General features: G+C 61.4%; 22 protein-coding genes. 16 read left to right on the top strand and 6 right to left on the bottom strand.

All coding sequences use genetic code 11. From position 1 onward, the window contains the following. The first annotated feature begins 63 nt into the window (after nucleotides 1-63). Nucleotides 64-1,161, top strand: coding sequence for a glycosyltransferase family 4 protein (locus tag PZN02_RS25435; RefSeq protein WP_280661744.1), 1,098 nt, complete (start codon nucleotides 64-66; stop codon nucleotides 1,159-1,161). Then, the gene (locus PZN02_RS25430; RefSeq protein WP_280663274.1) at nucleotides 1,158-1,961 is read left to right on the top strand and encodes a polysaccharide deacetylase family protein; all 804 of its coding nucleotides are present in this window, start codon (nucleotides 1,158-1,160) and stop codon (nucleotides 1,959-1,961) included. Before PZN02_RS25435 ends, PZN02_RS25430 begins: the two co-directional genes overlap by 4 nt. Here PZN02_RS25430 and PZN02_RS25425 read toward each other — a convergent pair. Then, nucleotides 1,948-2,778 (bottom strand): MBL fold metallo-hydrolase, encoded by an 831-nt coding sequence (locus PZN02_RS25425; RefSeq protein WP_280661743.1) that lies wholly within the window; start codon nucleotides 2,776-2,778, stop codon nucleotides 1,948-1,950. The two genes, PZN02_RS25430 and PZN02_RS25425, sit on opposite strands and share 14 nt — an antisense overlap. A 255-nt stretch (nucleotides 2,779-3,033) precedes the next feature. On the opposite strand from PZN02_RS25425, the gene PZN02_RS25420 reads away from it, so the two are divergent. Beyond that, entirely contained in the window at nucleotides 3,034-4,197 is a 1,164-nt protein-coding gene (locus PZN02_RS25420) for a DUF3095 domain-containing protein (protein ID WP_280661742.1), read from the top strand. A 19-nt stretch (nucleotides 4,198-4,216) separates the two neighbouring features. Here PZN02_RS25420 and PZN02_RS25415 read toward each other — a convergent pair whose 3' ends face one another. Together PZN02_RS25415 and PZN02_RS25410 are read right to left on the bottom strand one after the other, a co-directional pair. Continuing rightward, nucleotides 4,217-5,554 (bottom strand): nucleotide sugar dehydrogenase, encoded by a 1,338-nt coding sequence (locus PZN02_RS25415; RefSeq protein ID WP_280661741.1) that lies wholly within the window; start codon nucleotides 5,552-5,554, stop codon nucleotides 4,217-4,219. Between the two features lie 181 nt (nucleotides 5,555-5,735). After that, nucleotides 5,736-5,945, bottom strand: coding sequence for a hypothetical protein (locus tag PZN02_RS25410; RefSeq protein WP_280661740.1), 210 nt, complete (start codon nucleotides 5,943-5,945; stop codon nucleotides 5,736-5,738). Between PZN02_RS25410 and PZN02_RS25405 the strand changes: the two genes are divergently transcribed. The 9 genes from PZN02_RS25405 (at nucleotide 5,944) to PZN02_RS25365 (ending at nucleotide 18,182) form a co-directional block, all read left to right on the top strand. Continuing rightward, nucleotides 5,944-7,293 (top strand): adenylate/guanylate cyclase domain-containing protein, encoded by a 1,350-nt coding sequence (locus PZN02_RS25405; RefSeq protein ID WP_280661739.1) that lies wholly within the window; start codon nucleotides 5,944-5,946, stop codon nucleotides 7,291-7,293. The genes PZN02_RS25410 and PZN02_RS25405 overlap by 2 nt on opposite strands. 31 nt (nucleotides 7,294-7,324) lie before the next feature. Then, on the top strand, nucleotides 7,325-8,293 hold the full coding sequence (locus tag PZN02_RS25400; RefSeq protein ID WP_280661738.1) for a polysaccharide lyase family 20 protein: 969 nt from the start codon (nucleotides 7,325-7,327) through the stop codon (nucleotides 8,291-8,293). Between the two features lie 221 nt (nucleotides 8,294-8,514). Beyond that, entirely contained in the window at nucleotides 8,515-10,407 is a 1,893-nt protein-coding gene (locus PZN02_RS25395; RefSeq protein ID WP_280661737.1) for an ABC transporter ATP-binding protein, read from the top strand. Then, nucleotides 10,404-12,305: an ABC transporter substrate-binding protein gene (locus PZN02_RS25390; RefSeq protein WP_280661736.1), complete on the top strand. Its 1,902-nt coding sequence runs from the start codon at nucleotides 10,404-10,406 to the stop codon at nucleotides 12,303-12,305. The genes PZN02_RS25395 and PZN02_RS25390 overlap by 4 nt, the downstream gene beginning before the upstream one ends. 1 nt (nucleotide 12,306) lies before the next feature. Then, a complete protein-coding gene (locus PZN02_RS25385) occupies nucleotides 12,307-13,305 on the top strand; it encodes an ABC transporter permease (protein ID WP_280661735.1) in 999 nt (332 codons plus the stop codon). Then, nucleotides 13,302-14,477: an ABC transporter permease gene (locus PZN02_RS25380; protein ID WP_280661734.1), complete on the top strand. Its 1,176-nt coding sequence runs from the start codon at nucleotides 13,302-13,304 to the stop codon at nucleotides 14,475-14,477. Before PZN02_RS25385 ends, PZN02_RS25380 begins: the two co-directional genes overlap by 4 nt. A 78-nt stretch (nucleotides 14,478-14,555) precedes the next feature. Continuing rightward, entirely contained in the window at nucleotides 14,556-15,770 is a 1,215-nt protein-coding gene (locus PZN02_RS25375; RefSeq protein WP_280661733.1) for a glycosyltransferase family protein, read from the top strand. Between the two features lie 4 nt (nucleotides 15,771-15,774). Then, nucleotides 15,775-17,022, top strand: a complete 1,248-nt coding sequence (locus tag PZN02_RS25370) for a glycosyltransferase family 4 protein (RefSeq protein ID WP_280661732.1) — start codon at nucleotides 15,775-15,777, stop codon at nucleotides 17,020-17,022. After that, the gene (locus PZN02_RS25365; RefSeq protein ID WP_280661731.1) at nucleotides 17,019-18,182 is read left to right on the top strand and encodes a glycosyltransferase family protein; all 1,164 of its coding nucleotides are present in this window, start codon (nucleotides 17,019-17,021) and stop codon (nucleotides 18,180-18,182) included. The genes PZN02_RS25370 and PZN02_RS25365 overlap by 4 nt, the downstream gene beginning before the upstream one ends. On the opposite strand, the gene PZN02_RS25360 is transcribed toward PZN02_RS25365, so the two are convergent. Further along, nucleotides 18,160-18,828, bottom strand: a complete 669-nt coding sequence (locus PZN02_RS25360) for a class I SAM-dependent methyltransferase (protein ID WP_280661730.1) — start codon at nucleotides 18,826-18,828, stop codon at nucleotides 18,160-18,162. The genes PZN02_RS25365 and PZN02_RS25360 overlap by 23 nt on opposite strands. Nucleotides 18,829-18,892: 64 nt before the next feature. On the opposite strand from PZN02_RS25360, the gene PZN02_RS25355 reads away from it, so the two are divergent. The 4 genes from PZN02_RS25355 to PZN02_RS25340 all read left to right on the top strand — a co-directional run bounded on the left by PZN02_RS25355 (nucleotide 18,893) and on the right by PZN02_RS25340 (nucleotide 23,275). Beyond that, nucleotides 18,893-19,123, top strand: coding sequence for a hypothetical protein (locus PZN02_RS25355; RefSeq protein ID WP_280661729.1), 231 nt, complete (start codon nucleotides 18,893-18,895; stop codon nucleotides 19,121-19,123). Between the two features lie 16 nt (nucleotides 19,124-19,139). After that, a complete protein-coding gene (locus tag PZN02_RS25350) occupies nucleotides 19,140-21,851 on the top strand; it encodes an ABC transporter ATP-binding protein (protein ID WP_280661728.1) in 2,712 nt (903 codons plus the stop codon). 93 nt (nucleotides 21,852-21,944) lie between these two features. Next, on the top strand, nucleotides 21,945-22,409 hold the full coding sequence (locus tag PZN02_RS25345; RefSeq protein WP_280661727.1) for a cyclic nucleotide-binding domain-containing protein: 465 nt from the start codon (nucleotides 21,945-21,947) through the stop codon (nucleotides 22,407-22,409). A 116-nt stretch (nucleotides 22,410-22,525) separates the two neighbouring features. Further along, nucleotides 22,526-23,275, top strand: a complete 750-nt coding sequence (locus PZN02_RS25340) for an FkbM family methyltransferase (RefSeq protein ID WP_280661726.1) — start codon at nucleotides 22,526-22,528, stop codon at nucleotides 23,273-23,275. Nucleotides 23,276-23,349: 74 nt separating this feature from the next. Here PZN02_RS25340 and cueR read toward each other — a convergent pair whose 3' ends face one another. Then, a complete protein-coding gene (gene cueR / locus PZN02_RS25335) occupies nucleotides 23,350-23,817 on the bottom strand; it encodes a Cu(I)-responsive transcriptional regulator (protein WP_280661725.1) in 468 nt (155 codons plus the stop codon). Between the two features lie 77 nt (nucleotides 23,818-23,894). Next, nucleotides 23,895-26,402: a heavy metal translocating P-type ATPase gene (locus PZN02_RS25330; protein ID WP_280661724.1), complete on the bottom strand. Its 2,508-nt coding sequence runs from the start codon at nucleotides 26,400-26,402 to the stop codon at nucleotides 23,895-23,897. Nucleotides 26,403-26,517 lie beyond the last annotated feature (115 nt).

Here is a 26,517-nt window from a genome sequence, read left to right as displayed (position 1 = left end):
CCGCGCTGCCTTCGTTCGGCCTATGTTGACATCCGATTGGTAAGGCGGGATAGCTCGCGTCGAATGAAGATCGCCTTTTACGCGCCTTTGAAATCGCCCGATCATCCCGTCCCCTCCGGCGACAGGCAGATGGCGCGCCTGCTGATCGATGCGCTTCGGCTGGGCGGCCATGACATCGGCATCGCGTCGCAACTGCGCAGCTTTTCACGCGAGGCGTCCGACGAACAACTTTCGTCGCTTAGAACCGAAGCCGATCTGGAGGTTCGCCGTCTTCGGCGCCTCTGGCGCGCCGAGGGATCGCCCGACGCATGGTTCTGCTACCATCCTTACTACAAGGCGCCGGACCTCATCGGCCCCCGCATTTCGGCTGAATTTTCCATTCCCTACATTACCGCCGAAAGTTCCTACTCGTACCGCCGCAACGTTGGCGCCAGGAAGCCAGCCCAGGATGAAGTTGCGGCTGGCGCCAGGCATGCTGCCGTCAACATCTGCTTTACGCAACGCGACCGCGAAGGCTTGGAAGAGGCCATACCGGGCGTCCGCTATGCCATGCTTGCACCGTTTATAGACGTGGCGCCGTTCCACGAGCCGCGACAAGCCGAGGTCGACGTGTGCCGGCTGCTGGCAGTGGCGATGATGCGGCCGGGTGACAAGATGGATAGCTATCGGATGCTCGCCAGGGCTCTGGTGCTCGTGGTCGACCTGCCCTGGATAATGTCCATCGTCGGCGACGGCCCCGCCCGGGCGGAAGTGCAGGAAGTTTTCTCCGCGCTTCCACCCGAGAGGCTGGATTGGCTCGGCGAGAGAGAGCCCGAGGCGATTGCCGGGATTCTCGCGCGGGGCGACGTCTATGTCTGGCCGGGCTGCGGCGAGGCCTATGGCCTCTCCTATCTGGAGGCGCAGGCGGCCGGCCTGCCGGTCGTCGCGCAACGAACGGCCGGCGTTCCGGAAGTGGTCAGGGATGAGCAAACGGGCTTGCTGACGAAGGCGGGCGATATCGACCTGTTCGCCGCCGCGATCCGGCGGCTGATCAGCGACAGGCTCCTTCGCGCCGAGTTCGGGGCAAACGCGCGCCGGTTCGTTGTCGAGCAACGGTCGTTGCAGGCGGCAGCAACGCGGCTCGGCGAGATTTTCAAGGACTTTGTGGAGAAGGCGGCATAATGGAGACGTCGATCTGGCAGCCAATGGTCGACAGACTGGATCGTTTGCGGGCGGCCGGGCGGCGCGTCGATTTCTGGTTGCGCGACGACGATGCGGTCGAGCCGACGGCGGCGCTCGACCGGCTGGTGGATCTGGCGGGCCGGTTTTCCGTGCCGATTACCTTGGCCGTTATCCCGGCGCACACGAGCGGCGAGCTCTCGCGTTACCTTGCCCACCGTGACGATATCAGCGTTGCCGTTCATGGCTGGACGCATCGAAACCATGCACCGCCGGCGGAAAAGCGGCAGGAGCTTGGTGGTCATCGGCCGCGCGAGGTTGTTCTCGATGAGCTGAAGAGGGGACACTCCCATCTCAAGGCGCTCCATTCGTCCTCTTACGTCCCGCTGCTCGTTCCGCCATGGAACCGGATCGATCCGGGGTTCCTTGATGGGCTGCCAGACATCGGCTTCACAGCCCTTTCGGTTTTCGGTCCCGAAAGAAAGAGCCCGAGCAAGCCGGCAAAGATGAAGAACGGGTCGATCGCCTCCGCTTTTCCCCGGCCTGGCCTGAGCCTCATCAACACGCATGTGGACGTGATGGATTGGCATGGAACGCGCGGCTGTCGAAATCACCGGGAAATCATTCAAGACATCGTACGGCGGATGGACGAGTTGGACGTCGATGAGGAGGCGGTCGGCATCCTCACGCACCATTTGGTCCATGACGAAAGCGTATGGGAATTTCTGTCGCGATTGTTCGAGCTTACCTCCGTGCACCCCGCCTGCCGCTGGCGCAGGGTAAGCGACCTCATAGCTCGATGATCTGGCGGTCGCGGGCCGCGAAGGCCCCTTCGAAAAAGGCCTGTACTTCCTGTTCCATCGCCGCGAGCTCAACATCCGTCCGCGACGGATCGTGGTGGAACATTGCTAGGCGCCGCACGCCGGCCGCCTGCGCCAGCTTGGCGCCGTGCATGCCGGTCGAGTGCCCATAGCCTCGATAGGTCGCCATCTCCGACTCGAGATAGGTGCAGTCGTAGACCATAAGGTCGGCGCCGGCGATGAACTCAAGGATTGCTGGATCGAGAATACCGGCCTCGTGTTCGGTGTCATAGATCAAGGCGACGGCACGGTCGCCCCAATCGATCCGGTAGCCTACGCACCCGCCGGGATGATTGAGACTCGTCGTGCGGATGGTAACCCCTTTGCGGGGCGCGAGCACGTCTCCCGGGCGGAAGTCGACACAGTCCATGCTCGACTGACAAATGTCGGTATCGACGGGGAACCATGGCGGCCGCATGAACTCGCCGACCATTCTCTTGGTGCTCATCCTGCCGTAAAGATGGCCGGACCAGAAACGCACAGCGGTGCTGCAATTGTAGATCGGCTTGAAATAGGGGAGGCCGATGATGTGATCATAGTGGCTGTGCGTGAAGAACAGGTCGAACGCCGAGATGCCCTCCGACGTGAGCGCCACCCCAGCTTCGCGCAGCCCCGAGCCGGCGTCGAAGATCAGGACTTCGCTGCCGCAACGGACTTCGATGCAGGGTGTATTTCCCCCATAGCGTAGAAATTGTTCGCCGGATACCGGCAAACTGCCTCGCACTCCCCAGAACCGCACTCGAAAGGTGTTTTCCTGCATTCCCGTTTTGGCTTCGTCTTGCCCGCCTCGGCGCCTTTGCCTGCGTGCATTTCCTTAGACAAGCACAGATCATAAGGGTCCTGCAACGGCATAAGTTCCAATTAGATTGTACGGGTTGCTTTATTTCTAAGTCCTGCTCTCCAAAGCCTGTTTTGAAACTTTATCTTCGGATCTAACGTAATTTAGAACGAAGCGAAGAAGAATAAAGCGATTCTCGAGCGCATTGGGCTAAAGTCGAAGAGGTTGGACGCAGTCATGACGCAGGCAGCTGATATGCAGTTCTACGACGACCTTCCCCTTTTCGAGGCATTCGAGGGGGTTGCCGACGAGGGCAACTACCGGCCCTTGCCGGATGGATGGGTGCTCGCGGTTGCCGACATCGTCGACTCGACCAGCGCCATTGCGGAGGGTCGTTACAAGGCCGTCAACATGGCGGGCGCAAGCGTCATATCGGCGTTGATGAATGCACTCGACGAAAGAAACCTGCCCTTCGTCTTCGGAGGCGACGGGGCGCTTGCCGCAATCCCGGCCGCAATGGCATCAAAGGCGCGTGCTGCGTTGGCGGCCGCGAAGACCTGGGTCGCGGAAGAGCTTGGCCTCGAACTGCGGGCAGCACTTGTTCCGGTCGCCGACATCCGTGCCAGCGGGCTCGACATGCGCGTCGCGCGTTTCAAGGCTAGCGAGGAGGTGTCCTACGCCATGTTTTCCGGTGGCGGTGCCAGTTGGGCAGAGGCGGAAATGAAGGCCGGGCGCTACCAAATCGAGGCCGCGGCGGCCGGAAGCAGGCCAGATCTGACCGGGCTATCCTGCCGCTGGAATCCGATTGTCTCCCGCCATGGGGCAATCGTCTCGATCATTGCCATTCCGGGTCTGCGCGGCAATGGTCCGGAGTTCCAGGCACTTGTCGGCGACATCGTGGCATTGGCCGAAGGCGAGGAACGCGGCGGGCATCCGGTGCCGGAAAACGGTCCCGAGCCGCGGCTTTCCATGCAAGGGGTCGCGGTCGAATCGCGCGCCGTGGCGCCCAGAGGTCGACGTTTCCTCGCCTGGTCGTGGATAACCCTGCAGAGCCTGGTGCTGTTCTTGTGCTTCAAGCTCGGCTGGAACCTCGGCAAGTTCGATACCACGCAATACAAGCGCGATCTGGTCCGCAACTCCGACTTTCGCAAGTTCGACGACGGGCTGAAGATGACGATCGATATCGGCATCGAGCGGCTCAGCCAGATCGAAGAAAGGCTGAAGCGGGCGGCCGAGTCCGGCGTCTCCAGCTACGGGCTGCATCAGCAGGATTCCGCGCTGATGACCTGCATCGTACCGGCGGCCATGAGCCGCGATCACGTGCATTTCATCGACGGCGCGGCCGGCGGCTACGCCATGGCGGCAAAGAATCTCAAGGCAGCGCTCGCTCCAGCTAGCTGAAGGGTGGTCGCAAGCGACTTCATGCCTTCACCACGTGGTCCGCTACAATGCCGAGACGTGCAAAAACGTTGCGCGTATCGACGATCAGCGGCGCCCAATCCGCCAGCGCCTTATAGTCGATGCCGTCATGGTCCGTTGCGATAAGCACGGCGTCGAACCGGCGCACGCTTTCCTCGTTAAAGGGGATCGATCGACGGCCCTTCAAGGGGAGATGCTCGCGGGTCGAGGGAATCTCTTCGACATGCGGATCGTAGAAGGCAGCGCTGCCGCCGCGCTCCTCGATGAGCTCGATCAGCCTGAGCGAGGGGCTTTCGCGAATGTCCGGCACGTTCTTCTTATAGGCGAGACCGATGACGAGGACGTTTGAACGGCTGAGCGCCTTGCCCTGCCGCCTGTCGAGCGCCTCGGCGAGCCGGCTGACGACATGGCGCGGCATCGCCGAATTGATTTCCCCCGCGAGTTCGATGAAACGCGTCGGCAGTTCGTATTCGCGGGATTTCCAGGTCAGGTAAAAAGGGTCGATCGGGATGCAATGCCCGCCGAGTCCCGGCCCCGGGTAAAAGGGCATATAGCCGAACGGCTTCGTCTTGGCGGCTTCGATGACTTCCCAGATGTCGATCCCCATTGCCTCGTAGACGACCTTGAGCTCGTTGACGAGGGCAATGTTGACAGCGCGGAAGATGTTCTCGGTAAGCTTCACTGCTTCGGCCGTGGCATTCGAGGAGACCGGGACGACGGTCTTGACCACGGCGCCGTAGAAATGCTGCATCAGCGCCGCCGCGCGCGGCCCGTCACCGGCCACGATCTTCGGGATGCTCGCAGTTTCAAAGACGCGGTTGCCCGGGTCTTCGCGCTCGGGCGAGAAGCCGATGAAGAAGTCCTCGCCGGACTTCAGTCCCGTTTCTTCGAGGATCGAGCGGACGATGCCGTCGGTGGTGCCGGGATAGGTGGTCGACTCGAGAACCACGAGCTGGCCCGACCGCAGCGTGGCGGCGGTCGAGCGTGCCGTTCCTTCGACGAAGGAGAGGTCCGGATCGCGGTGCCTGGTCAATGGCGTTGGCACGCAGATGACGATCACGTCGCATTGGCCAAGATCAGAGAAATCGGTCGTCGAACGGAACCGGCCCGCGGCAATCTCACGGCCAAGCGCCTCATCCGTAACGGCCTCGATATAGGATCGGCCATCGTCCAGAGCGACGATCTTCGCTGGATCGATGTCGAAACCGGTTACCGGAAAACCGGAGCGTGCCACCGCGACGGCGAGCGGCAGGCCGACATAGCCGAGGCCGATGACGCCGACGCGGGCCTGGCGCGCTGAGATCGATTCAAGCAGCCTGTCGTGATGAAGGGAGGTCAAGATAGGGTTCCATCTGTCAGGGGCAGGGCGGGCGATTGCGACGATCCCGACTGCCGGAAAAGGTCGCCGTTTTGTTGGCGAGAAAGGTGTCGCAAGTCAAGCGCGGGGGCGGAGGTCGCCGACCACCCCAACAATTACAGGGTGCAATTATACGATCAATCCCGTGTACGATCACGCATGATCAAAAATTTCGAACGTCTCTGGAAATCGGGCTCGCCGGTAAATATCTGCAAGCAAGAAGATGTTGCGATTCAATCGCCGCAACTCCTGCCGCCAAGCACGGCAGACGCCGTTCGTTACAACGGGCATCACAGGTGGACGCGGCCTTGATTGCAAGGCCCGCGCGATAGCCGTCGGTGTTGACCGTCATGCCAATGATGAGGAATGCCATGAGCCCGATCAACAACAGCGTTTCCGAAATTCTTCTGGACAAGGTCGCAGACTGGCTCATGCGAGCATCGTTGAGCGACGAGACGCTCGAAACCCTCGTGCGGGGTTTCTGCGAACGGCTGGCGGCGGCGGGCCTGCCGCTCATGCGCGTCCATCTGTCCTTCTCGATGCTGCATCCGCTCTATGACGCGCTCGGTTTTACCTGGTGGCGCGGCAAGGGCGTCGAGGTGAGCGGTTTGCGCCATGAGGAGCTGGCGCTCAATCCCGAGCGGTTTCTGCGCAGCCCCTATTATTATCTGCTCAACAACAATCTCGATCACGTGAGGCGGCGCATCGATCCGGCGGAGGTGTCGGAGTTTCCGATTTTCGATGAGCTGAAAGAGGCTGGGGCCACCGATTATCTGGCGTTCATGCAACCGCTCGGGACCGATTCCGACCATGGCATGGTGGGGTCCTGGACGACGGACCGGCACGGCGGCTTCAGCGACGATGTGATCGCGGCGCTGCTCAAGCTGCAGAATCATCTGGCGGTTGCTGCCAAGGTCGCCGTCCTCGGCAAGCTCGCCGACAACATGCTGACGACGTATCTCGGCGCCAACGCCGGACGGCGCGTGATGAGCGGCCAGGTGCGGCGCGGCGACGGCGAGACCGTGCGCGCCGTCCTGGTGATGGCCGACATGCGGGAATCGACCATGCTCGCGGAGAAGGAAGGTCGCCAGGCCTATATCGAGACGCTGAACGGTTTCTTCGATGCGATCGCGACGCCGTTCAATCGAAACGGCGGCCAGATCCTGAGCTTCGTTGGAGACGGATTCATCGCCGTCTATCCTTGCGGCCGCCACAAGGAGCCGTCGGAAATGGCGAGCCGTGAGGCGTTCGCCGCGGTGAGCGCGGCGACCGCGCGCGTGGCGGCCCTGAACGCCGAAAGAAAGAGACAGGGCCGCGATCCGATCGGCTATGGAATTGGCCTCCATGTGGGCAACGTCATGTTCGGCAATGTCGGGCTTCGCGACCGGCTGACCTTTTCCGTCTTCGGCTCGGCGGTCAACGAGGTGCAGCGCCTGCAGAACCTGACGAAAAAATACGCCCATAACGTCGTCGCCAGCGAAGCCTTCGTCAATTATTGCGGCGGCGACTGGGCGGCGCTCGGACAGGAAAAACTGCGCGGCGTGCGGCAGAAATTCACCATCCTCTATCCCAAGGACACAGCGCTTGCAGCGATCGCGGAGGAGCGTCCCGACGATGCAACTCAGGATGGACTTTCCGAGGCAGAGCATGTCATGTTGCTCTATCGCAATACGAAGCTGTCGCCGGGGCCACGCGGCCTCATCGACAAGATGTTGCAATAGATCGGCAAGACGCTCGCTTTAAGGAGGTTCGATGTTCCGTGTCGTTTTTCTGGCCGCAGCACTCGTTGCGACAAGCGTTGCGCCTGCACAATCGACGGAACAGCAACCGACCTTGGCGCAGAAGCTGGTCGACGGGTTCGAGGGTACGGGCTTTGCCCCTGAGGGCGGGCTCTACTATCGCGACAACGTCGAACAGAGCGCCGGTTCCTATGTGTTTCAGAGTGACGTCAAGCGCACCGGAAATGGCGGGTTGAAACTGTCCATCGTGCCGAAATGCCGACAGTCGGACGACGGGTGCAGCGAGCGGGCGGAAATCTGGGAGAAGACCGCATTGCGCGTGCCTTACGACAAGGGAGTCTGGTACGGCTTTTCGGTCAAGTTCGCCGATCCCGTTCCGAGTGGAGACCATCGTTACCTCATTGCGCAATGGAAACGTGAAATCGATCACGGCGCCAACGGAGACTTCAGTCCCTTTCTGGCGTTCCGCATGAGCTTGGGTAAGCTCTTCGTTACCGTCGAGACCAATTATCTGCCACCAGTGTCCACCGGGCCGGAGAATACGCCGGCGAGCTGCGCGCCGGGAGAGGTTCCCGTCTGGGTGCGCCCCGAACTCAACCAGATGCGCATGCTGGTCGCGGCCGATCCGAACTGGAAGCCCGAAGACGGCCGCCTTTTCAATTCATGCACAACCGGGATCACAGTCACCAATCATGGCAATCCGCTGCCGGATCCGAAGTCCGGCTGGATCGACTTCGCTGTCTTCACCAAGCCCGGGCCGGACGGTTCCGGACATATCGAGCTGTTTGCCAATGGTCAGGCGGTCATTACAGTGAAGGGGCATATCGGCCATGCGGATAAGGGGCTCGGCCAGAATCAGTATTTCAAGTTTGGGCCATACCGGGCGGCAGACACGACCAACTGGACGCTTTATTACGACGATTTCCGCCGGTCGGCGCGGTGTGCCGACGTTCTGACGAACGGTATTTGCCCGTTCTCATAAGCCGCTTGGCCGCTGAACTGCAGCCCTTCTGACGCCTCGGGGGGCGTGCTGGACAGCCCGTTTAAGCTAGGCTACTCTTTTTTTGGTGTCGGACGCTATAGCATCGCCAACGAGGTGAAAACGCCTTCGGTGGAAAGATGCGTAGAACCAAAAAGGAGAGCGTCCATGTGCGTTTTGGGACAACGTACGGCGCTCTGGGGTAGTGAGGGAAGCGTGCTGCAATGACATCAGGGGCGGACCTGCTACGGGTTGAGGGTCTGCGGATCACATTCTCGGTGCTCGGCGGCGAAGTCGAAGCCGTCAGGGGGGCGAATTTCAGGATTCTGCCGGGGAAGGTAACCGCGCTGGTCGGCGAGTCCGGATCCGGCAAGTCGGCGATCAGCCAGGCGATCATGGGCATTTTGCCAAGCGTTGCGAGGGTCAGCGGGCGAGTCTTGTTCAATGACCCGGCCGTCGCGGGCAAGCCTGAGGATCTGCTCTCGCTCGAGCCTAACGGGCGCGATATCCAGGCCATTCGCGGGGCGCGCATCAGCAAGATCTTCCAGGAGCCGATGACCTCGCTGTCGCCGCTCCACACCATCGGGAACCAGATTTCCGAGGTAATGACGATACACACCGACGCGGACAAGGAGGAACGCAGAGCGAGGACCGAGCAGCTTCTGGGCTATGTCGGGTTTTCCAACCCGCCGCGCGCTTACGACATGTACCCGTTCGAGCTTTCCGGCGGGATGCGCCAGCGTGCGATGATCGCCATGGCGTTGATCTGCAGCCCGGCGCTCCTGATTGCCGATGAGCCGACAACCGCGCTCGATGTGACGGTGCAGGCGCAAATTCTCCAGCTCCTGCGCGAGCTTCAAGCCAAGCTCAACATGGCCATGCTGTTGATCACGCACGACCTCGGCGTCGTCGCCAATATGGCCGACGAAGTCGTCGTCATCTATCACGGCGAGATCGTCGAAGCGGGGCCGGTCGACGCGATCTTCCGCAATCCCCAGCATCCCTATCTGAAGGGCCTGATGGCCGCCGTGCCGCACTTCGACATGAAGCCCGGCGAGCGCCTGAAGGCACTGCGCGAGGTGCCGGTCAAGGCCGAAAACCTTCTCGGAAATCGACCGGCGCGCCAGACTTCCAACTCCGATGTTTTCATCTCCGTCCGTAACCTGTCGAAAACCTTTACCTCCCGAAGCTCGGGTTGGTTCGGCGGGAAACATTCGTCCGAGCATCGTGCCGTCGACAATGTCAGCTTCGACATTCGCCGCGGCGAATGCCTCGGCCTGGTTGGCGAAAGCGGCTGCGGCAAGACGACGGTGAGCAAGATCCTGATGCGTGCGGTGACGCCGGACTCGGGATCGATAACCTACGATGACGGCGGCAGGGCGGTCGACGTCCTGAAACTCGAGGGCGCGGCGTTGAAAGAGCTGCGCGCGAAAATCCAGATGGTCTTCCAGGACCCGGTCTCGTCGCTGTCGCCGCGCATGACGGTCAAGAACATTCTCAGTGAGCCGCTTGAGATCCACGGGCGTGGAACGCCGAAGTCGCGGATCGAAACCGTTCGCTCTCTGCTTCAGGCCGTTGGCCTCGATCAGCGTTTCATCAACCGCTATCCGCACAGCTTCTCCGGCGGTCAGAGGCAGCGCATCGGTATCGCCCGCGCGCTTGCGCTCGTTCCGGAACTCTTGATCTGCGACGAGCCCGTTTCAGCGCTTGATGTCTCGGTGCAGGCTCAGATTCTCAACCTTCTCAAGGATTTGCAGAAGGAATTGGGCCTGACGTCGCTCTTCATTTCGCACAATCTGGCGGTCGTAGACTACATGGCGGATCGGATTGCGGTGATGTGTGCCGGCCGGATCGTCGAGCTCGCGCCGCGTGAAGTGCTGATGCGCAATCCCGTACATCCCTATACGAAGTCCTTGCTGGCGGCCGTGCCTTACCCCGATCTCGACCGGAAGCTCGATTTCGACGCCCTCCAGGCAAGCGGAGGCTCGGACAAGCGGCGGTGGGGAGCACAGTTCTCGGACGATGGTGAGGAAGACGCCCTCTTTCCCGCGAATCTCGGCGGCGATCATTTCGTCCTTGCCCGAAAGTCGGTGGATGCAAGGGAGCTACGCCCATGATCACCCGGAGAACCGCGCTGGCGATGCTGGCTTCCACCGTTCTGCCGCCGCGCCTGCTTGCGGCGGGAACGGAGGCCGAGGCGCTCGCGCCGCTGGTTGCGGAAGGCAAACTTCCTCCGCTCAATGAGCGACTGCCGAAAACGCCGCGCGTGATCAATGTCGCGGCCAGAGGGCGCACGCCCGGTAAGCATGGCGGCACGATCCGAAGCATCATCGGCAGTGCCAAGGATATCCGCCTGATGACGGTCTACGGCTATTGCCGGCTGGTCGGCTTCGACGAGCAACTGAACCTTCAGGCCGACGTTCTCGAAAGCTACGAAACGGTCGAGGACCGCATCTTCACCCTGCGCCTGCGCGAGGGCCACAGGTGGTCGGATGGCACGCCGCTTACGACGGAAGACTTCCGCTACTGCTGGGAAGATGTGCTGCTCAACGAGGACCTCTCTCCGGCGGGTCTTCCGACGGCGCTGGTCATGGATGGCGAAGCGGGTAAGTTCGAGATCGTCGACGAGCGCACGGTGCGTTACTCCTGGACGAGGCCGAACCCGGATTTTCTGCAGAAGCTCGCCGCTCCGCAGCCGTTGGTCATCGTCATGCCGTCGGCCTATCTCAAGCAGTTCCACAAGAAGTATCAGGACGAGGACAAGCTCAAGGCAACGATGAAGGAAGAGCGGGTCAAGAAGTGGAGCCAGCTGCACATGCGCATGGCACGCTCCTATCGCCCGGAAAACCCTGATTTGCCGACGCTCGATCCCTGGCGGAACACCACACCGCTTCCCGCCGAGCAGTTCATTTTCGAGCGCAATCCCTATTTCCACCGGGTCGACGAAAACGGCCTGCAACTGCCCTACATCGACAAGTTCGTGCTCAACGTCAGCTCCTCCTCGCTCATCCCGGCGAAAACCGGCACGGGCGAAAGCGATCTCCAGGCGGCGGGCATCGATTTCGTCGACTACACTTTCCTGAAGGATGCGGAGAAACGCTATCCGATAAAGGTCAAGCTGTGGAAGAAGACGCAGGGATCGCGTCTGGCGCTGCTTCCCAATCTCAATGCTTCCGATCCGGTCTGGCGTCCCCTTCTGCAGGATGTCCGTGTCCGGCGAGCGCTGTCGCTGGCGATCGACCGGCGCGAAATCAACATGGCGGTCTTCTATGGTTTGACCAAGGAGAGCGCCGATACGGTGCTGCCGGAAAGTCCGCTGTTCCGTCCCGAATTCGCAAGCGCCTGGGTGGCCCACGATCCGGACCAGGCCAACAGCCTGCTCGACGCGGCGGGTCTGGCGAAGCGCGGCAGCGATGGGATCCGTATCCTGCCGGATGGACGGGCGGCGCAGATCGTCGTCGAGACGGCGGGCGAAAGCACGCTTGAGACCGACGTTCTGCAGCTGATAACCGACTACTGGCGGAATGTCGGCATTTCGCTCTTCATCCGCACTTCCCAGCGCGACACCTTCCGCAGCCGGGCGGTCGGCGGCGAGATCATCATGTCCATGTGGTTCGGCATCGACAACGGCGTTCCGACCGCGAAGATGAACCCGGGTCAACTGGCACCGACGGCCGACGATCAGTTGCAGTGGCCTGTCTGGGGATTGAATTACCTGTCGCACGGGGAAATGGGAGAGGCACCGCAGCTGCCGCCTGTGGTCGAGCTTCTTGACTTGCTCAAGCGCTGGCGGCATTCGAGCACCGACGCGGAGCGGACGGAAATCTGGAAATCGATGCTGTCGATCTACACCGATCAGGTCTTCTCGATCGGCCTCGTCAATGCATCGCTGCAGCCGATCGTCGTCTCCTCCAAGCTCCGCAATGTACCGGAAGAGGCGCTCTACGGCTTCGAACCGACGAGCTATTTCGGCGTTTACAACCCCGACACCTTCTGGCTTGAACAGGATACCTGAGATGCTGCGATACATTCTCTGGCGTATTGCGGCGATGGTCCCGACCCTCCTGATTATCTCGGCCCTGGTGTTCGCCATCATCGAACTGCCGCCGGGAGACTATTTCGAGAGCTACGTCGCCGAGCTCAGGGCGCAGGGCGAAGGCGTCAACATGGAGCAGATCGAAGCCCTGCGCAAAGATTACGGTTTCGATCAACCGCCGCTGCTGCGCTACATCTACTGGGTCGCCGGCATGCTGCAGGGCGACTTCGGCTATTCGTTCGAATATGAGCTGCCGGTGAGCGAGGTCGTCGGAGACCGGCTCTGGCTAACGATCCTTGTCTCCTTCTTCACCATTATGCTGACTTGGATAATCGCCTTTCCGATCGGCATCTATGCCGCGACCCACCAATACAGCTGGGGCGATTACGGCCTGTCGCTGATCGGTCTCATCGGCATTGCGGTGCCCAACTTCATGCTGGCGCTGATTCTCATGTATTTCGCCAATATCTGGTTCGGCACCTCGATCGGCCATCTCATGGACCAGCAATATCTCTCCCAGCCGATGAGCTGGGCGAAGGCCAGGTCCATGCTCGAGCACATGTGGATACCGGTGATCATCATAGGCGCGGCGGGAACGGCTGGCATGATCCGGCGGCTCAGGGCCAACCTGCTCGACGAGCTTCAAAAGCAATATGTCGTCACCGCCCGGGCAAAGGGGCTCCCGCCCACACGGACCCTGCTCAAATATCCGTTGCGCATGGCGCTCAACTTCTTCATCTCGGATATCGGCTCGATCCTGCCGGCGATCATCTCCGGCGCGGAAATCACGGCGATCGTCCTTTCGCTTGAAACGACGGGACCGATGTTGATCAAGGCGCTGCAGAGCCAGGACATGTACCTCGCCGGCTCGTTCCTTATGTTTCTCGCATTTCTCACGGTCATCGGCGTGCTGATATCCGATCTCGCGCTCGCCGTTCTCGATCCCAGAATCCGTCTGCAAGGCAGGAGTACGAAGTGACGTCACCGATTCCGGCGCCCGGCGAACCCCTGTCGCATTATGTATCGACCGCCCCGTTCGATCCCTATTCCGTCGAGGTGATGACGGAGGAGCAGGTGCGCGTGAACCAGGCGTCGCAGCTGCGCCTGATGTGGTGGAAGTTCAAGCGCCACAAGCTGGCGCTCGCCTCCGGCGTTTTCCTGGCAGCCCTCTACGTCATGATCCTCTTTTGCGAGTTTCTGGCGCCGTACAATCTGCATACGCGCAACGTCGATTTCATCTACGCGCCGCCGCAGACAGTCCGTCTTTTTCATGACGGCGCATTTGTCGGCCCCTTCGTCTATGGCCGGACAATGACGCTGGACATGGCAACGCTGAAGCGGAACTATGCCGACAACCCATCGGACATCCAGCGGATCCGCTTCTTCTGCCGCGGTGACAGCTATCGATTCTGGGGACTTTTCGAGAGCAACCTGCATGTCGTCTGTCCTGCGGAGGGCGGTCAGCTCTTCCTCCTGGGGACCGACAGGCTCGGACGCGATGTGCTATCGCGCATCATCTACGGTGCGCGGATTTCACTAACGATCGGCCTTCTCGGCATTACCGTGAGCTTCGTGCTCGGCATCGTCATCGGGGGGCTTGCCGGCTATCACGGCGGGGTTTTCGATCTCCTGGTCCAGAGATTGATCGAGGTGCTGCAGTCGATTCCGAGCATTCCGCTGTGGCTGTCGCTTGCGGCCATCATGCCGGCCACATGGAGCCCGATCCTCATCTATCTCGGGATCACCGTGATTCTGGGGCTTCTCGACTGGACTGGGCTTGCACGGGCCGTTCGCTCGAAGCTGCTTGCGCTGCGCGAGGAGGACTATGTGCTTGCGGCCCAACTGATGGGCGCGAAAAGCAGCCGCATCATCGGGCGCCATCTCGTGCCGGGGTTCATGTCCCATCTTATTGCAACAGCGACGATCTCCATTCCCGGCATGATCCTCGGCGAGACTGCGCTGAGCTTCCTCGGGTTGGGACTGCGCCCGCCGATAACGAGCTGGGGCATCCTGCTGACGGAGGCAAAGAGCGTCAGCGTCATCGCTTTCTATCCCTGGCTGCTGTTTCCGACTATACCAGTCATTCTTGTGATTTTGGCGTTCAACTTCCTGGGAGATGGGTTGCGCGACGCCGCCGATCCCTACAAATAAGGCCGGCACTTCCTTTGACTGCCCGCGAGCGCTGCATCCTGTTGCAGCCCTCATGGTAATGAGCGAAAGGTTCTTCGCATGGTACGGCGTTTCGAGGATGCCCGGATCCTCATGTACAGCCACGACACTTTCGGCCTGGGTCACCTGCGGCGTTGTCGGACGATCGCGCATGCGCTCGTGGAAGACTATAGCGGGCTGCAGGTCTTGATCATCTCCGGTGCAACGATCGCCGGGGCTTTCGATTATCGTGCGCGCGTCGATTTCGTGAAGATACCGAGCGTCATCAAGCTCAGAAACGGTGAGTACACCTCGCTCGACCGGCATATCGAATTGCACGAGACGCTGAAGATGCGGCAGTCGATCATCCGCTCGGCCGCCGAGACGTTCAAGCCGGACATCTTCATCGTCGACAAGGAGCCCATGGGCCTGCGTGGCGAGGTCGAGGATACGCTCACCTATCTTAAGACCCACGGGACGAAGTTGGTGCTTGGTCTTCGGGAGATCATGGACGCACCGCACCTGCTCGAAGTCGAATGGAAGCGGCGCGACACCATGCGCAAGATCGAGCAGTTCTACGATACGATCTGGGTCTATGGTCCGCCGGATTTTTACGATCCGCTGGTGGGCCTCGAGGTGCCCACAGCCGTCCGCGACCGCATGAACTTCGTCGGTTTCCTGCAGCGGAGCGTTCCGCATGACGGATTGCCCGACCATAGGCCCGAGGGCGATTATATCCTCGTCACCACCGGTGGCGGCGGCGACGGCGCCGAACTCATCCATGACGTGATCCACGCCTATCAACAGGATCCCGAACTGACGCACAACGCCCTCGTGGTGCTCGGGCCGTACATGCCGGCCAAGCAGCGCAACAAGCTGATCAAGAAGGGCGGTCGCATTCCTTTCATCAAGATAATCGAGTTCGACAATCGCATGGAGGAACTTATCGCCGGCGCGAGAGGGGTTGTCTCGATGGGCGGCTACAACACCTATTGCGAGATTCTCTCCTTCGACAAGCCGGCCTTGATCGTGCCGCGGCTCGAGCCGCGCGAGGAACAGTTGATTCGGGCTCGACGCGCGTCCGACCTTGGCCTCGTCGAGATGCTGCTTCCCCATGAGGCCGAGGATCCGTTGCGGTTTGCGGCTGCGCTGAAGGCTTTGCCGGGGCGCGCGCCGCCATCGCGCGCTGCCAATGGCCTGAGGCTGGAAGGCCTTGTCCACATCTCCGAGCTTGTCGGCAACTGGCTCGATCACAGATCGAAAGAGCACTTGAGCATCGTAAAGCAGACGAGCTGAGCCAGTGTCGCCAAATCGCAAGATTGCCGTCATCCTGAAAGGCTACCCGCGGCTGTCGGAAACCTTCATTGCGCAGGAACTGCTCGGCCTCGAAAAGGCCGGGCACGAACTCGTTCTCGTTGCGCTCCGTCGTCCGACCGATGACAAGCGTCATCCCGTGCACGACGAAATCCGGGCCGACGTCCACTATTTGCCGGAATATCTGCATGAGGAACCGTGGCGCGTGCTTCGCGCCGCGCTCCGATTGATGCCGAAAGCCGGTTTCTGGCGCGCGCTTGGCCCATTCCTTTGGGATCTCGTGCGCGACCCGTCGCGCAACCGCTTCCGGCGGTTTGGTCAGGCGCTGGTGCTGGTTGCCGAATGGCCGGGCGCGGCGACTTGGCTTCACGCACATTTCATTCACACACCCGCTTCAGTGACCGGCTATGCCAGTATCATCGCAGGCATCCCCTGGACCTGCTCCGCTCATGCCAAGGACATCTGGACGTCGTCCAACTGGGAGCTTTCCGGAAAGCTCGACCGCGCCCGCTGGACCGTTACCTGCACGCGGAGCGGTTTTGAGCATCTGCAAAGCCTGACGCCCGAGAAATCCCGGGTGCATCTGAGCTACCACGGCCTCGATCTCGACCGTTTCCCGGCCTTTGGCGGTGACCATTCCCGCCGCGACGGCTCCGACCCGGCCGATCCGGTACGAATCGTCAGCGTCGGACGCGCCGTCGCCAAGAAGGGCTATGACATCCTGCTGAAGGCCCTGTCGCTGCTGCCAGCCGATCTCAACTGGCGCTTCGATCACATCGGCTCAGGCGAACTGGCTGGCGACCTCAAGAAGCTTGCCGCCGAGCTCGGTGTTGCCGAGCGGGTGCGCTGGAAGGGGGCGCTCGACCAGACCGACGTGCTTCAGCATTACCGCGACAGCGACATCTTCGCGCTGGCGTGCCGGGTTGCGGCCAATGGCGATCGTGACGGCCTGCCGAACGTCTTGGTGGAAGCGTCGAGCCAACGGCTGCCTTGCGTCTCGACATCCGTCTCGGGCGTTCCGGAGTTGCTGACGGACTATCAGAACGGTCTCCTCGTGCCGCCCGAGGACCCGCGGGCGCTTGCCCTGGCGCTTGAACGGCTGGTTCGCGACCCGGATCTCAGGCGACAACTCGGCACTGCTGCCGAACAGCGCGTTCGCGCCGAGTTCGACCATCATTCCAGCGTCACCCAACTGATCGGGCTCTTTCAAAGCGAGTGGAGCAAAGCCTCTTGAGCAAGCGTCGCGTCTTCTTCTACGTGCAGCATCTGCTCGGCATCGGGCATTTGGCGCGAGCGAGCCGTATCGCTAAAGCGTTGTCCGCCGACGGGTTCGACGTCACGATGGTCACGGGCGGCGCACCGGTTCCCGGGTTCCCGGGCGAGGGTCTGGCGACGATCGCGCTGCCGCCGGTAACGGCTGGCGACAAGGGCTTTTCCGGCCTGAGCGATGCCGACGGCAATCCGGTCACGGATGCTTTTCAGCAGCACCGCAAGAACCTGTTGATCGAAGCGCTGCACGCCTCGAAGCCTGATGTCGTCATCATCGAGGCCTTTCCGTTCGGTCGCAGACAGATGCGCTTTGAATTGCTGCCGCTGCTCGATGCCATCGCGGCCATGGAGCCGCGGCCGCTGGTGGCGACTTCGCTGCGTGACATACTGCAGGAACGGGTCAAACCCGGCCGTGCCGAGGAGACCGTGGATCTGGTCAAGGCGCATTTCGATCTCGTGCTCGTTCACGGCGACCCGGCCTTTGCGCGTCTCGAGGAAACCTTTCCGCTCGCCGGCGAGATCGCGGAAAAGGTTGCCTACACGGGTCTCGTCGCACCGCCGCCGCCAGCCGAAGCGAATGAGATATTCGACATCGTGGTTTCGGCCGGCGGTGGTGCTGTCGGGAAGGAGCTGATCAGCGCGGCACTTGGTGCAGCAATGATGCTGCCGAAGGCGCTTCGCTGGTGCATCGTAACCGGGCCTAACCTGCCGCAGAGCGATTTCGATGATCTCGCCGCCGCAGCTCCCAACGGGGTCAGCCTCTTCCGCTTTCGCCAGGATTTTGCAGGCCTGCTCGCGGGCGCGCGGCTCTCTGTCTCGCAGGCAGGATACAACACCGTGTGCGACATTCTTCGCGCCGGCTGCGGCTCGTTGCTCATTCCCTTCACTGCGGGCGGCGAAACCGAGCAGAGCACGCGCGCAGAACGGCTCGAAAGGCTCGGCCTTGCGGGCGTCCTGCCGGAAGAAGGCATCACTTCCGACCGGCTCGCACGGGACATAGAGGCGATGCTTGCGCGACCAAAGCCAAAGATTCCGCCGCTCGATCTCACCGGCGCTGCCAGCACCGCAACGATCCTCAGGGAGGAGCTGCAACAGCGGAAGGTCAGACCGTCCCGATCAGCATGAAGCGATTGTATTTCTTCATTGGCAACGTGCCTGCGAAATCGAGCTTCGCTAGACCGGCGCGCGTTTGGAATTCCTCAAGCGAGGATACGCAGCTTATATGCGTCGGCTCGCTGAAGTAGTCGTTTGACTGCAGCAGCACACGAGTGCCCGGAGGAAGGAGCTCGAGCCAGAGCTTGAGATCGGCAATGTGTTCGCAACTCGTGTTGACAATCAGGTCGGCCCCGATCGTTCGATAGTCGAGAGCATACATATCCGCCGTGATCGCACGGAAACGGTCACCATGCGCTGAATTGAGCGTGCGCGCGACCTCCTCCACCGCAGGATCGATGTCGTAACTGTCGATGGCGCCGATGTTGAAGCGCGTGTCTTCGAAAAGCATCGCGGGCAGAATGCCGTACCAGCCGCCAAGCACTGCTACACGGTTGAAGACCGAGCCGGTGTTTTCGAAGAGCTTGTCGCGCGCCCAGATCTTGCAGCCGACCTGCTTGTAGTTGAACGCGTTGGCGATGTCCGCATCCCGGTGCTTGGCGATCACCCTGCCTATGCCAGCCACCACGGCGCTGCCGGAATAGGCGGCGATCCCGCGCACGAGATCATAGGCGTTCTCGTGCCAATCTTCGGGAGGAGTATGGGTGGCATGCATCATGAGGCTGTTGTAAGCTGACGGGTAGGCGAGTGCAAGCCACGCGCGAGTATACCTCGAGCCGCAGATGCTCGCCGCATCTGCAAGGAACCGTCCGGGCCTTGCAGAAGGGGCGATCTGTTCGACGGATGTTACTCGTGGTTCGCGTCCGCTTGACATGGGGCAAGGCTCTGCTCTCATGCCGGCAGTCACGATTCCGTGGATGAAGCGCGAGTCCATTGACGATTTGATGGACTGGAACCATTTGCGACAGGAGTCGGCCGGTTCGATCGGCCCGGCGATCCTGTATTTAAGTTAGGTCACATTGCCAGCACATGGAAACACGTCTTTCCCGCTACATCTGGACTCACACGCGCAAGCAGCAGCTTTGGATCCTGCTGGTCGTCGCGCTGTCGATGATACCCTATTTCCTGTCCTTCGATCTGCCCAAGCAGATCGTCAACGGACCGATTCAGGGTGAGGGGTTCGAAGGCCCCGAGGCGACCCAGGCCTTCCTGCCGGTTTCCTTCAGCTTGCCCGGTTTCGGCGAGGTCAATCTGTTTTCGGGCTTTCAACTTGAGCGAGAGGGAATGCTGCTTGCCCTCAGCCTTGTTTTCCTGCTGCTCGTCATCATCAACGGGCTCTTCAAGTTCTACATCAATACCTATAAGGGCCGGCTCGGCGAGCGCCTCCTGCGGCGCATCCGCTTCGAACTCGTGGACCGCGTGCTGCGCTTCCCGCCGAGCCACTTCAAGCGCGTGAAGCCCGCCGAAATCTCGACAATGATCAAGGACGAGGTAGAGCCGCTTGGCGGGTTCACCGGCGATGCCTTCGTGCAACCGGCGCTCCTCGGCGGCCAGGCTTTGACGGCGCTGATCTTCATTCTGCTCCAGAGCCTGTGGCTGGGTCTCATCGCCGCCTTTATCGTTGCGATTCAGGCGGTAATCATTCCACGCATGCGGCGGCGGTTGATCGTGCTCGGGCGCGAGCGCCAGTTGACGGCGCGCGAATTGTCGGGCCGGGTCAGCGAGATCGTCGACGGCATCGGCACCATTCGCGGGCACGACACGTCCAACTATGAAAGGGCCGACATTGCTGCCCGCCTCGGCCGGATATTCAAGATCCGCTACGACCTCTATCAGTGGAAGTTCCTGGTCAAGTTCCTGAACAACTTCTTGGCGCAAGTCACCCCATTCCTGTTCTACTCGATCGGCGGCTACTTCGCCCTGCAGGGCCGGCTCGATATCGGCCAGCTCGTTGCGGTGATCGGTGCCTACAAGGACCTGCCCGGTCCGTTGAAAGAACTCATCGATTGGGATCAGGCGCGCCAGGACGTACAGGTCAAATACGCCCAGGTCGTCGAGCAGTTCAGCGTCGAGCCGCTGATCGATCCCAGTGTCCAGGCGATCTCGGTAACCTCCGTGGCGCCGATCACCGGGGCTCTTGCAGCCGTCAACCTTTCCGTGTCCGATGACGGCGGTTCGAAGGTGGTGGAACACGTGTCGCTGCAGGTGCGGCCGGGCGAGACCATCGCGATCACAGGCGGCTCCACCGGCGGCGGAGACGCACTCGCCGAGGCGTTCGGGCGTCTGACGTGGCCCGAAAGCGGCAGGATCGTCGTCGGCGACGACGATATCCATGACCTACCGGAATCGGTCGTCGGGCGGCGCATCTCCTACGCCTCGTCGGAGGTCTACACCTTCCAGGGCAGCTTGGGCGACAATCTGCTTTACGGTCTCAAGCACGCGCCGCTGACAGAGGTGGTCTACGAGGGCGACAAGGCTGCCCACCGTCGGTGGGAACTGCTGGAAGCAAAACTTGCCGGCAATCCCTCGCTCGACCTTAACAGCGACTGGATCGATTATGGAGCCGCGGGTGCAACCGGCCCGGATGATCTCTTCGCGAAGGTGAGAGCGGTGCTCGACACGGTGCTTCTCACAAACGACATCATGGCGCTTGCCGTCCGCTCGACCATCAATCCCGAGCGGCACGAAGCTTTTGCCGATGAGATCGTGGCGATGCGCGGGGCCCTTCGCAGGCGTCTCGAGGCCGAGAAGCTCAGTGACTTGGTCGTGTTCTTCGAGCCTGGTTCCTACAATGTCGAAGCGACGATCGGCGAAAACCTGCTCTTCGGGACGGTGACCGATCAGGCGCGGTGGGAAAAGGCGCTCGAAGCCCACCCGTTCTTCAAGACGGTCCTGAGGAGGGCCGGCCTGCACGAGACCTTCTACGAGATGGGGCTGGAAATCGCCGGCAACGTCGTCGAACTGTTCCGCGACCTGCCTCCTGACCACCCGTTCTTCCAGCAACTCACCTTCATGACGGCGGAAGAAATCCCGGCCTATGAAGCGCTTCTCCAGAAGGTGAGGGGACGAGCGATCGACGAGGTTTCCGAGGATGATGCCATCAAGATCATCCGCTTGTGCTTCGGTTACATCGAGCCACGCCACCGCTTCGGCCTGCTGTCCGAAGAACTGATGTCTCAGATCGTCAAGGCGCGTCGGGAGTTCAGCGAAGGTCTGCCCGAGGATCTCGTCGGTATCATCGAGCACTATCAGCCGAACCGTTATATGGCATCGGCCAGCATCATCGATAATGTGCTTTTCGGTCGTATCGGCCACAGGCACACCGACGGCTCCGAAAGAATCCGCGCGATCGTGCGCGACCTCTTCGAAACGCTCGGACTTTACAACAACGTGCTTGCCTTCGGACTTGACTTCGACGTCGGCGCCGGCGGCAAGCGGTTGACGACCGGCCAGCGGCAGAAGCTCAACCTTGCGCGCGCATTGATCCGCATGTCGGATTTCTACATCTTCAATCAACCGTTGCTCGCCCTCGACCAGCGAGCACAGGAGCAGATCACCCGCAACGTCTTTGCCTTCCTGAGGCAGGACGACCGCAAACCGGCGATCGTCTGGGTTCTCGCCAATCCGGCTCTTTCCGAATTGTTCGACCGCCAGGCGCACTTCGAAAACGGCCATCTCGTAAGGGATGAAGCTGTGGAAACACCGGCGAAAGACAGCGACTATAAGGAACTGGCATCTTGATGTAATATAAACGTGAGGGCGCAAGCATATTTTCCCGATTGCAAGGGAAGGGAGGTGCTTATGCTCGCGACACACTCGGAGAAACGAACTGTTATGCTCCTAAAAGACGAAGTGGAAATGCTGCGCCGGATCACGCTGTTTTCCGGCTTGCCGCCAGCCAAGCTCAAACTTCTGGCATTCACCTCCGACAGGGTAATGTACAGCGCGGGAGAAAGTCTGTTTCATCAGGGCGATATCGGCGATGCGGCCTATGTGATCCTCTCCGGCAAAGCCGATGTTTTGGTTGCGACGTCAACCGGGCAATTGAAGGTCGCCGAGGTGGAGCAGAATTCGATCGTTGGCGAGATCGCCATTCTCTGCAACACGCCGCGCACGGCGACCGTCCAGACCAGCACGGCCCTCGAGGCGCTGCGCATTCGCAAGGACGATTTCCTGAAATTGCTGGCGGACTTCCCGGAGATGGCTGTCGAGATCATGCGCGTGCTTGCCGACCGCCTCAGCCAGACAACCTCCGAACTCACCGAAGCGCGCAGCCGCGCTCAGCGGGCAGAGGCGTAAGCGTCATTCGGCCGTTAAATCTCGCGCCCGAAGCAGTGTCGCCCTGACTCCTTTTCCACCCGCGTCCCAGCGGGAGCCGCTTCACACGTTGCCCCGAAATGCATTAAAGAGGCGCGATGCGCGCGATAACCTATTTTCAGAAGACCGTTTATTTCCCTGACAAGCCGGAGAAGGCGCGCTTCTTTGCGCGGCTGCAAGGCGGGCAATGGGAGCCCGGCACATTCCGAAACATCGAGCGGCTCGTCGACGGTACGACCACCTTCATCGATATCGGCGGCTGGATCGGCGTGACACCCTACTGGGCGGCGCAGATCGCCGACAATGTCATTACCGTCGAGCCCGATCCGGTGTGCTTCGAGATCCTCTCGGAGATGCAGCGCGAGAATGCGGGCGAAGTGAAGCTCGTCAACGCGGCGCTCTCTCAGGATGAATGCCTGGTATTGCACTCGGTCGGCGGCGGCTTCGGCAGTTCCGAAACCTCTGCGTTGATTGCCGACGACACCGGCTTGGCCGTCACGGCACAAACGGTCACCATTCCGGAGCTTCAGGAAATGGCGAGGACGGAGCGGCTCTGCTTCAAGATCGACATCGAAGGCTACGAATACAAGGCGCTCGACCAGTTTCGGGCGATCGACCGCAAGAGAACAGCGGGCGTGCTGATCGCGGTGCATCCGCAGATTCTCGCCGCCTCGCTCTCCGGTCCGCGTTTTGTCCGCGCGCTTAGAACGATCGCCGCCACTGTTCGCCTTATCCGGAGCTTCCGCGGGTTCAGGCTCGAGAATCCGTCCGCCATCTGGGCGGCGATCCGCAAATCGGTATCCCGGCGCGAGTTCACGGGCTTCGATCTGCTTTTCGTCGCGAAGTGATCCTTACCTCTCCATTACAGCGACGCGTGCCTAATCAGACGCCACAGTATAAACATGCAGTGGGCAGCGGCCCATCATCCTGACTTGACCCGCACGGGGTCGATGCCGTTTCGGCCGAAGCGGGCGGGTTCCCGGACCTTGTCGGAATTCACTTTCGCTTCGGCAAGATCGTCGAGGATCGGGCAATCTGGCCGCTCGTCGCCGTGGCAATGGGCGGCAAGATGCTGGAGCGTCCGACTCATGGCCTTCAGTTCCTCGGCTTTGCGCTCCAGGATTTCCACTTGGTCGAGCGCGATCTTCTTGACCTCGCTGCTGGCGCGCGAGCGGTCGCGCCAAAGCGCCAGAAGGTCCACCATTTGCTCGACCGTGAAGCCGAGATCGCGGGCACGGCGGATGAAGCGCAGCGTATGGACGTCCTTGTCGCCATAGTTGCGGTAACCGGATTCGCTGCGACTGGCCGGGGGGATAAGGCCGATCGTCTCGTAGTAGCGGATCATTTTCGTCGAGACGCCGGAGGCGCGCGCGACATCGCCGATATTCATGAGATCACCCTCTTTTCTGGCGGTACCCTGTGCCGCTGATATAGGAATTTCGCTTGCGAGGCGCCAATGGCGCCGCGCTATTGTACGGCGGCAGCCTCACGCGACATGCTCCTGAACCGCTTGAGACGCAGCGCATTACCGACGACGAAGACGCTGGAAAGCGCCATAGCACCGGCCGCAAAGATGGGCGAAAGCAACACGCCATAGACCGGATAGAGCACGCCGGCGGCGACCGGTATCAGCACCACATTATAGGAGAAGGCCCAGAACAGGTTCTCCTTGATGTTGCGGATCGTCGCCTTCGAAAGCGCGATGGCATTCGGCACGCCCAAGAGATCGCCGGACATCAGCACGACGTCGGCGCTCTCGATCGCCACATCCGTTCCCGTGCCGATCGCCAGCCCGACATCGGCTGCCGCGAGCGCCGGCGCATCGTTGATGCCGTCGCCGACGAAGGCGACTTTGCGCCCTTCCGATTTCAGCCGCATCAGAGCGGCGACCTTTCCGTCCGGCAAGACCTCGGCGACGACCTCGTCGATCCCGAGCTTGCGGGCGATCGCCTCCGCCGTGCGGCGGTTGTCGCCGGTGACCATCGCGATCTTCAGGCCAAGCTGATGCAGCATGCGGATCGCCTGCGGCGTCGTCTCCTTGATCGGATCGGCGACGGCAATAATCGCCGCCAGCTTGCCGTCGATCGCCGCGTAAAGCGGGCTCCTGCCTTCGTCACCGAGGCGGCGGGCGTGATCGGCGAAGACGGTGATATCGATACCCTCGCGCGCCATCAGCCGGTCAGCCCCGACATGCACGGTGCGTCCGGAAACGTTGGCGCGGGTCCCGAAACCGGGGATCGCCTCGAATTGCTCCGCTTCACCGATCGTCAAACCCGCGTTCCTTGCCGCGGAAACTATGGCTTCCGCGATCGGATGTTCAGAGCGTGCTTCGACGCTGGCAATGAGGGCCAGGACGGAATTGCTGTCAAAGCCCGCAGCGGTTTCGAGATCGGTCAGTTCGGGCCGGCCCCGGGTCAAAGTACCGGTCTTGTCGATCGCGATGATTTCGGCGTTGCGCAGCGTCTGCAGGGCTTCCCCCTTGCGGAAGAGCACGCCTATTTCGGCAGCACGACCGGTTCCGACCATGATGGAGGTGGGCGTTGCGAGCCCCATCGCGCAAGGACAGGCGATGATCAGGACGGCAACGCCATTGACGAGCGCGAAGGTCAATGCAGGATCCGGGCCGAAGACGAGCCAGACGAGGAACGTTGCAAAGGCGATGGCCATGACCGCGGGTACGAACCAGGCGGTGACGCGATCGACGAGCGACTGGATAGGCAGCTTCGCCCCCTGGGCCTGCTCGACCATGCGGATGATCTGCGCCAGCACCGTATCCGCTCCGACCTTGGTGGCGCGGAAGCTGAAGGCCCCGGTTTTGTTGATCGTACCGCCGACGACTTCCGCTCCGCCCGCCTTTTGAACGGGGACGGGCTCGCCGGTGATCATCGATTCGTCGACATAGGAGTTGCCCTCGACGACCACGCCATCGACGGCGATCTTTTCGCCGGGCCGCACGACAACCACGTCGCCCGCACGCACATCGGCAATCTCAACCTCCACCGTTTCGCCATTGCGGATGACGCGAGCCGTCTTCGGTTGCAGCCCCATCAGGTGCCGGATTGCTTCCGACGTGCGACCTTTGGCGCGTGCTTCGAGGAAGCGGCCAAGCAGGATCAGCGTGACGATCACGGCCGCTGCCTCGTAATAGACATTGGCGGTGTCGGCCGGCAGCAGGTCCGGCGCAAAGGTTGCAACCACGGAGTAACCCCAGGCGGCGAACGCGCCGATCGCGACCAGCGAGTTCATGTCCGGGGCCGCTCTGGCGAGCGCCGGAACGCCCTTCTGGAAAAAGCGGAGACCCGGTCCGAGGAGAGTGAGCGATGCGAGCACAAACTGCAGGTACCAGCTTTCCTGCATGCCGATGCGGGTCATGACGAAATCGTGGATCGCCGGAATGAAATGCGATCCCATCTCGAGCAAGAAAATAGGCAGTGTCAGAAGGGCGGCGATCGCGAGCGACAGCTTCAGGCGACGGCTTTCCCGTTCGCGTTTCTCCGTTTCCTGATCAACGTCCTGCTTGTCGGCGATGCGCCTGGCGTCGTAGCCGGCGCCGCGCACGGCTTCGACCAGCATGTCCGCGGAGGCAAGCCCTTTGACGACGCGAATGGTGGCATTCTCGGTGGCAAGATTGACGCTCGCTTCCACAGTTCCGGGCACGGTCTTGAGCGCCTTCTCGATGCGGGCGACGCAGGAGGCGCAAGTCATGCCGTCAATGGCGAGCTCGACCAGCTCATCGGATGCGCCATAGCCCGTATTCTCGATCGCCTTGACGATATCGGCGGGGCTCACCGCTGCGTCGAAGCGTATATCGGCCCGCTCCGTCGCCAGGTTGACGGAGGCCGACATGACGCCCGGCACCGCGCGTATGGCTTTTTCCACTCTCGCGACGCAGGAGGCACAGGTCATGCCCTCCACGGCGATGCTGGCCGTTCGCCCCGCCCCGGCAATCGGTTCGGCATTTCTCGTTTGGATCATCGTCGCGGATCCCATGATCGCGCTCCCTGCAATGCGATTGCGAACTAAGATGAGGCTTCCGAGGATCGGAGGTCCGGTTAGCACCTGGCGATGGCTGGGCGCTACAGCGCCGCGC

The sequence above is a fragment of the Sinorhizobium garamanticum genome (genome assembly GCF_029892065.1).
Classification (GTDB): domain Bacteria; phylum Pseudomonadota; class Alphaproteobacteria; order Rhizobiales; family Rhizobiaceae; genus Sinorhizobium; species Sinorhizobium garamanticum.
This window is presented reverse-complemented; position numbering and strand designations above follow the sequence as displayed.

Coding starts and splice junctions, on each gene's coding strand:
- PZN02_RS25330 (WP_280661724.1), bottom strand. CDS start 26,402: ATGATCCAAACGAGAAATGCCGAACCGATTGCCGGGGCGGGGCGAACG.
- PZN02_RS25405 (WP_280661739.1), top strand. CDS start 5,944: ATGAGCCCGATCAACAACAGCGTTTCCGAAATTCTTCTGGACAAGGTC.
- PZN02_RS25385 (WP_280661735.1), top strand. CDS start 12,307: ATGCTGCGATACATTCTCTGGCGTATTGCGGCGATGGTCCCGACCCTC.
- PZN02_RS25400 (WP_280661738.1), top strand. CDS start 7,325: ATGTTCCGTGTCGTTTTTCTGGCCGCAGCACTCGTTGCGACAAGCGTT.
- PZN02_RS25350 (WP_280661728.1), top strand. CDS start 19,140: ATGGAAACACGTCTTTCCCGCTACATCTGGACTCACACGCGCAAGCAG.
- PZN02_RS25425 (WP_280661743.1), bottom strand. CDS start 2,778: ATGCAGGAAAACACCTTTCGAGTGCGGTTCTGGGGAGTGCGAGGCAGT.
- PZN02_RS25355 (WP_280661729.1), top strand. CDS start 18,893: ATGCTCGCCGCATCTGCAAGGAACCGTCCGGGCCTTGCAGAAGGGGCG.
- PZN02_RS25360 (WP_280661730.1), bottom strand. CDS start 18,828: ATGATGCATGCCACCCATACTCCTCCCGAAGATTGGCACGAGAACGCC.
- PZN02_RS25410 (WP_280661740.1), bottom strand. CDS start 5,945: ATGGCATTCCTCATCATTGGCATGACGGTCAACACCGACGGCTATCGC.
- PZN02_RS25340 (WP_280661726.1), top strand. CDS start 22,526: ATGCGCGCGATAACCTATTTTCAGAAGACCGTTTATTTCCCTGACAAG.
- PZN02_RS25435 (WP_280661744.1), top strand. CDS start 64: ATGAAGATCGCCTTTTACGCGCCTTTGAAATCGCCCGATCATCCCGTC.
- PZN02_RS25395 (WP_280661737.1), top strand. CDS start 8,515: ATGACATCAGGGGCGGACCTGCTACGGGTTGAGGGTCTGCGGATCACA.
- PZN02_RS25375 (WP_280661733.1), top strand. CDS start 14,556: ATGGTACGGCGTTTCGAGGATGCCCGGATCCTCATGTACAGCCACGAC.
- PZN02_RS25390 (WP_280661736.1), top strand. CDS start 10,404: ATGATCACCCGGAGAACCGCGCTGGCGATGCTGGCTTCCACCGTTCTG.
- PZN02_RS25345 (WP_280661727.1), top strand. CDS start 21,945: ATGCTCCTAAAAGACGAAGTGGAAATGCTGCGCCGGATCACGCTGTTT.
- PZN02_RS25420 (WP_280661742.1), top strand. CDS start 3,034: ATGACGCAGGCAGCTGATATGCAGTTCTACGACGACCTTCCCCTTTTC.
- cueR (WP_280661725.1), bottom strand. CDS start 23,817: ATGAATATCGGCGATGTCGCGCGCGCCTCCGGCGTCTCGACGAAAATG.